Origin of the sequence: Streptococcus suis (assembly GCF_002964045.1) — a bacterium.
In the GTDB taxonomy this organism is placed as follows: Bacteria; Bacillota; Bacilli; order Lactobacillales; family Streptococcaceae; genus Streptococcus; species Streptococcus suis_U.
Genome location: NZ_POPB01000224.1, coordinates 1 through 11,165, shown reverse-complemented (window position 1 = coordinate 11,165; position 11,165 = coordinate 1). Strand labels below are relative to the sequence as shown.

The 11,165-nt window shown below is 37.3% G+C and carries 11 protein-coding genes and 1 pseudogene; all 12 read right to left on the bottom strand.

What is annotated here, in order from left to right:
* Window positions 1-601 (bottom strand): IS30 family transposase (locus C1E99_RS02095; protein ID WP_105206445.1); only part of this gene is annotated, 601 nt, incomplete at its 3' end.
* 534 nt (window positions 602-1,135) lie between these two features.
* Window positions 1,136-2,029: an aldose 1-epimerase family protein gene (locus C1E99_RS02085; protein ID WP_105206444.1), complete on the bottom strand. Its 894-nt coding sequence runs from the start codon at window positions 2,027-2,029 to the stop codon at window positions 1,136-1,138.
* Between the two features lie 64 nt (window positions 2,030-2,093).
* Window positions 2,094-3,500 carry a 6-phospho-beta-galactosidase gene (gene lacG, locus C1E99_RS02080; protein ID WP_105206443.1) on the bottom strand — a complete coding sequence of 469 codons (1,407 nt, stop codon included), beginning with the start codon at window positions 3,498-3,500 and terminating at the stop codon, window positions 2,094-2,096.
* 234 nt (window positions 3,501-3,734) lie between these two features.
* Window positions 3,735-5,414, bottom strand: a complete 1,680-nt coding sequence (locus tag C1E99_RS02075; protein ID WP_002941140.1) for a lactose-specific PTS transporter subunit EIIC — start codon at window positions 5,412-5,414, stop codon at window positions 3,735-3,737.
* A complete protein-coding gene (locus tag C1E99_RS02070) occupies window positions 5,414-5,731 on the bottom strand; it encodes a PTS lactose/cellobiose transporter subunit IIA (protein WP_003048451.1) in 318 nt (105 codons plus the stop codon). The genes C1E99_RS02075 and C1E99_RS02070 overlap by 1 nt, the downstream gene beginning before the upstream one ends.
* Window positions 5,732-5,762: 31 nt before the next feature.
* On the bottom strand, window positions 5,763-6,596 hold the full coding sequence (locus tag C1E99_RS02065; RefSeq protein ID WP_105206442.1) for a PRD domain-containing protein: 834 nt from the start codon (window positions 6,594-6,596) through the stop codon (window positions 5,763-5,765).
* A 188-nt stretch (window positions 6,597-6,784) separates the two neighbouring features.
* Window positions 6,785-7,762, bottom strand: coding sequence for a tagatose-bisphosphate aldolase (gene lacD, locus C1E99_RS02060; RefSeq protein WP_105206441.1), 978 nt, complete (start codon window positions 7,760-7,762; stop codon window positions 6,785-6,787).
* Window position 7,763: 1 nt separating this feature from the next.
* Window positions 7,764-8,696, bottom strand: coding sequence for a tagatose-6-phosphate kinase (locus C1E99_RS02055; RefSeq protein WP_105206440.1), 933 nt, complete (start codon window positions 8,694-8,696; stop codon window positions 7,764-7,766).
* 9 nt (window positions 8,697-8,705) lie between these two features.
* Window positions 8,706-9,221: a galactose-6-phosphate isomerase subunit LacB gene (gene lacB, locus C1E99_RS02050; RefSeq protein WP_002941130.1), complete on the bottom strand. Its 516-nt coding sequence runs from the start codon at window positions 9,219-9,221 to the stop codon at window positions 8,706-8,708.
* A 26-nt stretch (window positions 9,222-9,247) separates the two neighbouring features.
* Window positions 9,248-9,670 (bottom strand): galactose-6-phosphate isomerase subunit LacA, encoded by a 423-nt coding sequence (gene lacA, locus C1E99_RS02045; protein WP_002941127.1) that lies wholly within the window; start codon window positions 9,668-9,670, stop codon window positions 9,248-9,250.
* A 206-nt stretch (window positions 9,671-9,876) separates the two neighbouring features.
* Complete coding sequence (locus C1E99_RS02035; RefSeq protein ID WP_105206439.1) at window positions 9,877-10,644, bottom strand: DeoR/GlpR family DNA-binding transcription regulator; 768 nt, start codon at window positions 10,642-10,644, stop codon at window positions 9,877-9,879.
* A 306-nt stretch (window positions 10,645-10,950) separates the two neighbouring features.
* Window positions 10,951-11,100, bottom strand: a pseudogene (locus C1E99_RS15170) (FanG protein); the annotation flags it as partial.
* Between the last annotated feature and the right edge of the window lie 65 nt (window positions 11,101-11,165).

The following is an 11,165-nucleotide window of genomic DNA, read 5'->3' as shown; positions in this document are numbered from 1 at the left end:
TTCGTCGGTCGGTTAAGACTAAAAGACACTGATTTTTCGCTCTGGTTAGTAGAACTGTATCAATTTCATAATGACCGTTTTCCAATCGAAGATTGATGACCTCTGGTCGCTCTGCGATTGATTTACCAGCTGGCTTAAAGTTCGGACTGGCTTGCTTCTTGACACCTTTCCATTTTCTAGGATAAAGCATATCCGCTTTTGTCAAACCTAAATGACCATTATGAAACCAATAGTAGATAGTTGAAATACCAACTTTCACTTGCTTCTTCTTAACCATCATTTCAGGCGAAAATTTTTGCTTATGATAGTGTAAAATCTTCTCTTTCATTTCTTTCGTTAGGATTATCTTTTTAACCGACCGTTTTCGATTGGATTGGTAAACAGTTTGTGCATAATCAGCAGAATAAACTTTTTTGTAGATCCCTTTTCGCACTTGTTGTAAGGTTGTCCCACGCTTGATTTCATTATGAATCGTTTGAGGCGCCTTTCCTAACAAGCCTGCAATTTCACGATTGGACTTATTTTCAAGTTTCCACCGCTCAATCAAGCGACGGTTATCTATTGTCAAATGTTTCCCTTTTAAGGTATAATGTTCTTGCATCTCTGTGCCTTTCCTTGTGTTTGTGGTGAACAACAAGTATAGCACAGAGGTGTTTTCTTATACCTTACATCAGATTTCATTTGACAACAGGAACCCTTGAACCTGTTTTTTAAGCTAAACCAAGGCTATGATTAGCCTTGGCCACCTAGCCTAACAGCTTCAAGCCTGTTATCAAATGAAATCATCAACTTACTCACATATAGTGAAACATCTAATTCTTGACTAAGGTAAGGTGGCTAACTTCATTATAGAACTTTCGTCTGGCTTTTCTTTCTCTAATGTTTCCAAGATTTGTATCTGATTTTTACCGTAATTTGATGAGTGTAAATCAGTAATTAGAGCAAGTCTGATTGGCTGAGATATTTTGGGACTAACAAGCCTGTAATGAGTTACTTGAAGCCGACTGTCAAAACCTAAAGCAAGAAAAATTAGGATACAAATAAAAACAAACCATCGTAGCTTAATATTTTTTAGTTTTTTCATTATTCAAACTATTTTACCAAATTTCTGTAACGAACAAATATTTTCAAAAGGTTACTCAATAATAATATCAAAATATTTTGTATCAACCTCTTTTGGAGCGACGTAACTAATATTTCGTTTGGCATTGAAAATATCAGATTCTTCCATTGAAGTCGATAGTCCGCTCCATGGTTCTAATGCGATAAAGGGACTCTGATTTGTAGTTGACCAAATCACTAAATATGGAAAATCTTCAAATGAAATCGAAAGTTTCTTCTGATGATTTTTGGATTTCAAGGTTACCTTTCGTGATACTAATTGATCCAATGTTATGGCATCGTGCTCAAACAGTTGATAGGACAAGTCCAAGATCTTTTGATTTTCCAAGAATGGACGGCGATCTCGCAGATCAAGTAAGCCAGTTTCTGGAAAACTTCTAGGTACTGTACAAGATTCTACTTTTTCAAATTCTAAATAATAGTCTTCATAACTCTCACCATCCAACAAAGGACAATTAAAACCTGGATGACCCCCAATAAAGTAAGGTAGCTTTCTATGTCCTTCAAGATTTTTCACCCGATATTCAGTTCGGATTGTATTGCCAAATAGTGAGTAGTTAATGGAAAGTTCAAATTCAAATGGGTAATTTTTTACGGTTTCCTCATTTGATGAAATAGAAAATTCTAAAGAGTTTTCAGTACTATTTACATTTTTGAACATCATTTTTCTCACAAGTCCATGCCTTGGAATTGTGCCTGTAAATGTCGGTCTTTCTGCAGGTTCATAGATAGCCCAATCATTTCGTAAACTTCCACAAATCGGAAATAGAACTGGTGCTTGACCGCTCCAATAGGTTGGATCGCCTTGCCAAAGATATTCGATACCATCCTTGTCTTTAATAGAAATAATTTGCCCACCAAATTCAGAAAATTGTACTGTTAAGTTCTCATTTTTTAATTCGAGCATAAAAACTGCCTCCCTTATATGAAAACAAGGATGCTAACTTGAGCTAGGCATCCTTGTATTAGTTTTATTCAATAACCTGTGTTTCCGCTACTTTTTTATACCAATAAGCACTTTTCTTTGGATAACGTTCTTGGGTCTCAAAGTCAACATAGAACAATCCATATCGTTTCTCGTATCCATTTGACCAAGAAAATACATCCATCAAGGACCAGATGAAATAACCTTTAACATTGGCACCATCTGAGATAGCATCTGAAATCACTTCTAAATGCTTTTTCACGTAGTCGATTCGACCATCGTCATAGACTGTACCATCTACAAACTCATCTTTATAGCCTAGACCATTTTCAGTGATGTAGATTTTCTTATAGTTTGGATAGTCATTTTTCACACGCATGATTTGATCATAAAGACCTTGCGGATAGATAATCCAATCCCAGTCCGTTTTTGGAACATCGACTGGGGATTCTCTACGACCAACTCCTTTGATTTGATACTTAGAACTTCCTTTTTCACCTTTACCATTATGGATAATTTCAGTCTCATCGTCATGAGCCCTCATCCAATCACTCATATAGTAATTGATGCCCAAGAAGTCGTTCAAATCTTTTGCGGCATCTAAGGCAGCGAAGTCTTCATCACGAAGGTCTAATTCCCCACCATTTACTTTCAGAATATGTCGAACACCTTCAAGCGTTTTTTCAGAATAGTAACCCAAGTATGTTGCGTCTAGGATAAATTTATTATGAATAATATCTTCTAGCTCCGCTGCACGAACATCGTCAGGATTGCTTGGATCATAAGGATATTTCGTTGGCAATGCGTGTACAACACCAATTTCTCCGCTATATCCAGCATCCTTGTATAGCTTAACCGCCTTAGCATGTGAAACCATCATATTGTGGTGAGATTGGAATACCTTAGCTAAGTCATACTGAATCCCTGGCGGGAACTTACCTACAAGATACTGTCCGTCACCAATTGGCCCGATTTCATTAAAGGTTGTCCAGTAATTCACTTCAGGGAATTCTTTGAAGCAAAACGCTGCGTAATTGACGAAGTGTTCAATGTTATCTCGATTCAGAAAGTCACCATTAGAATGTAGCGTTTCTGGTGTATCAAAATGGTGAAGCGTTACAAATGGTTCTACGTGACGTTTATGGCATTCCGCAAATAATTTATGGTAATACTCTATTCCCTTTGGATTCACTTCTCCAAAGCCTGTTGGGAAAATACGAGACCACGCAATTGAAATACGAATGCCGTTTACCCCAAATTGTTCACTTAGTTCTAAATCAACTGGATAACGATTATAAAAATCAGAAGCTGGTTCCGCAGTGTACCAGTAATTATCTTCTAGATACTTGTCCCACGCAACACGACCTTTTCCATCCGTCTGTGTAGCACCCTCTGCTTGATATGCAGCAGTTGCTCCACCAAATATAAAATCTTTCGGTAATGTTTTAACCATATGCCTACCTTCTTCTATCAAAAATAAATAAAGGGGGAGGAGTTGGAGATGATAACTCCCTCCCCTTTTGATTAAGAACCTGTATTCACAAGTGAAGTGCTTGTATATAAGAGATAGTTTTTCGCTAATCAAGGCGGTTTTTTGAGGGAATACTGACTGTATTTTGAAAAAAACTAACGATGAGTAGCTGAAAAACTAGCCTTAGATGGAAGTGCTGAACTGTGAATATAGGTTCTAAAACTGTTGTTTGACAAAGTCAAGAGCACCTTGACCATCACGTGTGAGTTTAATGTATTGAGCCCCTTCGGTTTTGGCAAGTTTAATACCCAATGCATCAGTTTCTTGTTTAATGTCATCGTAGTTTGATGCTACTTGAGGTGCAAGGATGACTAATTGATACTCTGGCAAAATCTCACGGTGCGCCCCATAGCTTCCTGCTGTAGCTGTAACTGGAACACCATATTCTTTTGCGGCTTTCGTTAGAGCGTTGGCAAGTAATCCACTTGTACCACCCCCTGCACAAAGTACCAAAACATTTGTTTGTTCAGAAATTTCGGTGTCGACTGCAGCCTTTTCAAGAATAGCATCCGCTTTGGCGGTATTAAAGTTAGCCGCCACTTTCTCTTTCAAGCTATTTTCAACTTTACCTGATTGTTCCTCAGCAAGAATTTGCTCATCGTAAACTTTCAAGAATGGATAATAGATAAGTACATCGACAACTACCAACAAGATAGCTAGTGCAAAGGCAAGTGGAGCAAAGTTTGTTCCCATTACAATCCCCAATGGTCCTGGAGTTGTCCATGGCAAGTTAACGCTGAAACTGTTCATTTTAAGCGTATCAACAAAGAATTTGAAAATCCATACATTAGCAATTGGAGCTAAGATGAATGGAACAAAGAATACTGGGTTGAGTACAAGTGGTGCACCGAATAAGATCGGTTCGTTTACACCAAAGAAAGTTGGAACAACTGAAGCACGTCCAATTGCTTTATTTCGTTTAGACTTAGTCAACCACATAAACATGAATGGCACAACCAAGGTAGCACCTGTACCACCCATAGTCACAATAAACATTTGAGTACCTGAAGTCAGGATTTTGTCCGCATGTTGACCCGCCTGTAGAAGCTGGAAGTTGGTTTCAATATTAGCATAAGTAATGGCTGCAATTGCTGGTTCCACAATAGATGGACCATGAATCCCTACAAACCAGAACAAAGCATAGGCACCAAAGATAATTGTAATACCAACATAACCATCTGCGGCTGTAAACAGAGGCTCAAATAATTTCAGAATCGCCTCAGCAACGTTTGTTCCAAGGAATTGACGTGTCACAAGATCAATTCCATACAAGACAAAGATAGACAATGCATATGGAATCACATCTTTAAATGCCTGGGATACGTTCGGTGGAACTTCGTCTGGCATACGAATGGTGACATTGTTTTTCACACAGACCTTATAGATATTAACCGTAATGAAGGCTGCCAGAAAGGCTGTCAAAAGTCCCTTAGTTCCCATGTAACCATTGGCAAATCCACCTTCAATACCATCAGAAGCCAGTAATAAGAAACCTGAAATTGAGGCAATCATTGTTGAAATGAAGTTAATTTGATTGGTTTTTGGCAATTGACGGTTAAACGCATCTGTCAAAGATTTTGCGGTCGTTCCTGCAACTAGGACAGCTACAATACCCATTGTATAACCGTAAGGTTTCATGATAGCCGCAACTGCTTCATCAGACCAAGTAAATCCAAAGATATTAGGCACGAAAGCCACCAATAGGAAGATACTTGAGAACAAGATAACCGGCATGGCAGCGATAAAACCATCACGGATAGCCCTTAAATAAGGGTTTCTCGAAATCTTTTCAAAGAAAGGTTTCCCTTTCTCAATGAATTCAATCAATTTATTCATTACTTATCACCTCGTTTGTAAAGTTCAATCATATGACTCATCATATCTTTCAATAACAATGTCGTCATGAGATGGTCTTGACCATGCATGAGCGTCACACTAAAGGCTAAATCCTCACCAGCCGCTTCTTTCTGCAACAAACTTGTCTGAGCATGGTGGGCTTCAACAATACAAGCATTGGCCGCTTCAACTAGTTCTTCTGCTTTTGCGTAATCACCTTTTTGAGCAGCAGCCAGTGCCTCCATCAAACGAGAACGAGCATCACCAGCGAATGCAACAATCTCAAAACCTAATAAAGTAATTTCTTCTCTGTTCATAATATGAACCTCCTTTTAAAATTGAATTGATTTACAATAACCGTTGAATATGTAACACAATATAGAACCTTTCACTATCATTTACTGGCTCATCAACCAATGATGTAATCATCTCAAAAATCTGACTTCCAACCTGATGGGCTCTTGGATTCTGGAGCTTGATGTACTGTTCCAAACTAGCAAGCGATTCATTTGACTGATGGGATCTATCTAAGTAATTCAGAAAATAGGACAAATGAATCATAAAGCGATCATAAAAATTGCTATTTTCTTTTGTGCGTTTAATCCCATTCTCTATCAAAATTTGTTCAACCTCAGCAATAATTTTCTTACTGATGTCATGTTCTTCACTAGTGGGATGAATTGTTTCACCTTTTGCATTGATTAAGTGAAGTGCAATTTTACCAATCTCATCATTTGGAAAATCTTTTAGCAACTTTTCACGAAACATAGCTAAGGCTTCACGCGCCATTTTATATTCCAATGGATATTCGGCTGAAATATTGGGTAGCCTACTTTCTTGATAACTGTTCTTTAAAACCGCCTGATATGCACAATAGATATGATCTGTCAGTGTCACATATAGATATTCTTGTACAGGGTAATGATAAGTTTCTACCAGATGATTAATAACCGTGTAGGTTGCCGAAATAAAATCTAAGGGAATATCTTTTAATAAGGTTAGAAAATTTTCTTTGGCTTCATCATTTTTTAGCGAAAAGATATTTTCTATCTTGTCCTTAACAATTAAATCCCCTTTCTTCTTTTGAAAGGTTATACCTAATCCCATCACGACTGCCTGTTCCCCATGTTCATTTTTCACCAGGGCAGCGTTATTATTTAGTGACTGTATAATCCTAAACATATATCCCTCCTATATTTTTAAGCAAAAAAAGACTACAAACAAACCGAGAATATCCCACTCTCAAATCCATTTGTAGTCTTGCCTAATCGAATTAGTTACAATCCACTCTATTCTTGCTGATGAGATTATTATAGCATATTCTCAGAAAATGTAAACCCTTTCTTTTAAGAAAATGGTTATTTTTTCAATTATTTTTCTAGCCAAGAAGTTGCTGTTTGAGACAAGACTGCATCAAGTCCCTCAATATTTTCACGACCAACAGTACGTAACCATTCACGTGCAGCTTCTTCACCCTGTTCAATATAGACTGGCACAACACCCGCCCACGTCGCACGACCACAGAGAACACCGTTAAATTTTGCACCTGCTTCATGTGCAAACACCAGAGTATCTTGGAAGAGTTTAGCTGAAACACCTGCACTAAGATAAATGTATGGCAAGTCCGTTGATGCTTCTTGCTGACGGAAATATTCGGCTGCTTCTTCTTTTGTATAGACGACTTCCCCTGTTCCAAAGCCTTCTACAAAATTCATGTTCACAGGTATTTCTACCTTGAGAACATCCACTCCAAATCGTTCATCCGAAAATACTTTCATAGCCTCATTTACTTTTCGAGGTTTGACTTTTGCAAATTCCACACTGGCATTGTCTTCAATCGTTTCATCATAGCTCAAAATTTCCAAAAAGAACGGTAAACCTTCAGCCTGACATTCTGAACCCAAGCGTTCAATATAGGCCTGTTTTTGAAGATTGACGTATGAATCTCCATCCACATCATAATAGAGTAGGAATTTAATGGCATCTGCACCTTCTTCTTTTAGTCGTTTCACAGACCACTCTACTAGGCAATCTGGTAAGCGTCTAGTAGAGCTGGTATCATAGCCAGTTTTTTCATAAGCCAAAAGCAAACCGCACTGTTCGTCACGGGCGCGTGATGCTGGCAAACCAAATTCAGGATCTAACAGAATTGAGGAAGAAAACTGTGTTAATTCCTCTGAAACTAGTTTCTTTAGTTCTTCCATCTGCTTCACAGTAGGTTCTTCTGTCTGATGTTTTGCCATCATTTTTTTCAGGGCTCCACGTTGGTCGAAAGCTAAAGCTGAAATAATACCTGCTTCATTGCTTACTTTTTCCATGTATTTTCTTTTGTCTGCTGTTACTACCATATTATACCTCTTCGACTTCGATTTGAGAATACAACGATTCTGCATTTTCTAAATTGACGTAACCCGTCTGTTCTTCCTGGGCATTTAACATGCCTAAAACATTAGCATTTTTTAATAATTCTGCATCAGGTAAAGCATGTACCAAACCTGCTGCAATACCTGCAACAGTTGAATCTCCTGATCCTACTGGATTGACGACTTTGATTTTTGGAATTCTGACACGATAGAACTTGTCATTGTGCTTGGCAAAAGCCCCCTGTGCCCCTAATGAGACAACTATCCAATCAATTCCTTGGAAAAGTTGACCGGACAAAACTGATTTCAACTCTTGAATATCATCAGTAACTTCTTTACCAATCAGTTGTGATAACTCTTCTGTATTTGGCTTAATAATAGTCGGCTTCTGCTGGCTTTCTAAAACATTTTTCAGCGCCTCACCAGAACAATCCAAAACAACAGCTACACCGCGTTTTTTACAAAGTTCTACAATCTCAACATAATAATTGCTAGCAAGTCCCTTAGGCAAACTTCCTGAAATAACAACTACATCTACATTGTTCAGGATGATTTCAAGGTGTTCGATAAAATTCAAGGCTTCGTGTTCATGAATAGTTGGGCCTTGTTCTAAAATCTCCGTCTGTTTGCCATCATGAAGAACCGCAATACAGTTACGTGTTTCGCTCCCAATTTCCACAAAGGAGTTTTTAACATCATTTCGAGTGAGTTGTTTCTTGACATAACTTCCAAAATCGCCGCCAATAAAGCCTGTTGCTACAACATCTTCACCAATTTGTTTCAAAACTCGTGTGACATTGAGCCCCTTGCCTCCAGCTGTTTTTTGAACTTTTTCTACTCGATTGACCGTATCCAAATGAAAAGTATCCAATTGATAAGCAATATCAACGGACGGATTTAATGTGATCGTCAAAATCATGTGAGCCTCCTAGTCGTGGTATTCTCCACGATCCCACTTTTCAAGAAATTCCGTAAAGAACTCTGGATTAGCCTGCTCTTGATTGAGCGTTTCAACTGCAGCAATCTTTTCAATCAAACGTTTGTTTGCTTCAGTTGGTTTGTATTCTGCTTTAATGAAGGCTTCAATGATGTCACACATGAGCAGCTCGCCCGTAATCTTTCCTCCAAAACCAATGACATTGGCGTTTAACTCTTCTTTTGCATAGAGTGCAGAGGTCATATCACGAACCAGGGCTGATCGAACACCAGGTACCTTGTTTACAGCATTGTTGATTCCAACACCTGTTCCACAAATACAAATTCCCAAATCTGCTTGTCCGCTTGCAACAGCTTCACCAACTTTTTTACCAAAGATTGGGTAATGAGTACGAACATTGTCATAAGTCCCAAAGTCCAATACTTCATATCCTTGATTTTTCAAATAATCTACCACAGCGATTTTTTCATAGGTTACAATGTGGTCACAACCGATTGCAATTTTCATCTCTTATTCTCCTTTGTTTACAACAATTAGCACATTTTATTTAGCATATCGACACGAATTTGGTGACGGCCGCCATCATACTCACCTTCAACAAATCCTTTAACGATATTTTTAGCAATTCCTTCTCCTACAATCTCACTACCGATTGTAATAATACGCGAATTGTTGTGTCCTCTTGTCATATAGGCTGAGCGTTCGTCTGAAACTTCTGCAGCGATCATGCCTTTGACTTTAGTTGCGGTCATAAATGGACCAACACCATAAGCATCAATCACAATGCCAAGGTTTCCTTCCTCTTGATTAACTTCTGCAACTACTGCCAAAGTTGTATCAACAAAATCACTTCCATCACTGACATCTTTAAAGTCATATGATTTTTCTAGCAAATAATCTTTAATAACGTCTTTTAGTTTTGAACCCGCTGGATCAGCACCGATAATGATTGTCATAACCTATCTCCTAACAAAAATAGAAAGTTGTAGCCATATTTGGCAGAAAATCTTTGTTTTGCAAAACTTAGAAAAAGCGTTTTCGCTTTTTTATGTTTAAATTATACAACCAAACAAACATAAAGTCAACGCATTTTGTTTTATTTTTGTTTATTTTTTTCGTATACAAACAAAAAACCAACATTTCACTGTTGGTTTTGATAACTTTATGATTTTGTAGTAATAATTTCAATGTGGTTACTTAATAATTGGTAATTTTCATCCTTTGCAGTCATATCGGTCACTAGAGCAGTTACATCATTCAAATCACAAAAAGAAGTAAAATCATCTTTTCCAATTTTCGAGGCATCTAGCAGTAGATATTTTTCTAAAGAATGTTTAATGGCAATATTTTGCGTATAGGCTTCGGCTAGGGTAGAGGTCATGACATCAGTTCCCTTAAGTCCGTTACCTGAAAAGAAAATCTTGCTGAATCGCATTTTTTCTAAACTTGTATTGGTAATTTCTCCTACAAAAGATTCTGTCACTTGACGATATTCTCCCCCCAAGAGAAAGACTTGAAAATCCTCAGTCTTCTTTTGTGATAAGATGGTAAAAACAGGCATACAGTTTGTGATGACTGTTAGGCGAGGATTTTTAATGGCCTCAGCCAGAAAGGCCACTGTTGTTCCTGGACCTAAAAATACCGTGTCTCCATCTTCTATCAGTTGTGCAGCCCTTTCCGCTATCTCTTGCTTGGCTTCCTTGTTCTGAATGTGTTTCTCAGAATGGGAATATTCCCGATATTGAAAAGCCTTATTACTTCTAGCACCGCCGTGAATTTTTGTTAAGACACCTTGCTCTTCCAGTTCAATAAAATCACGTCGAACAGTCATATCAGTAACATTTAGCAATTCTACTATCTCAGAAATTCGAACTGTGCCTTTTTTGTTTACCAATCGTGTAATTTCTTCTAGTCGTTCTCGTTTATTCATGTTTAATCCTTTGTTGTTTTTTTACATTATATCAAAAATAAACAAGAATATGTTGGAAATTTGAACATTTATTACAATTTGAATAGAGACTTAACCTTTTTAAAAATCCGTTATTCTATTATGTAGTAAAGGTACTATTTCACCAAATTCCTTTTTTATTAATATTATAGAGGTAATTAATCTCTAGCAAATTATGTCCGACTGCAATTCATTATAACTTATAATATCAAATGGGAACTCTACAAAGTTAGACCTTATTATTTTATTTGTAAGGAAATATGATTTTAAACAATAAAAGAACTCTACCTTTTTAGATAAATATATCATTTGGATATTGAAGTTAAGCCCTGTCATCATTTCGATGGCAAGGCTTTTTTATATTTGGTACACTAACTTCTTATCTATATTTTGGTGGAGCTGAAGTTGACATCTACAAAGTTTAATGTTAAAATTCATTCAAAAATATATTTGAATGAGGTGTTTTATGATTCAAAATGTTGTTACTTCAATAATCCTGTATT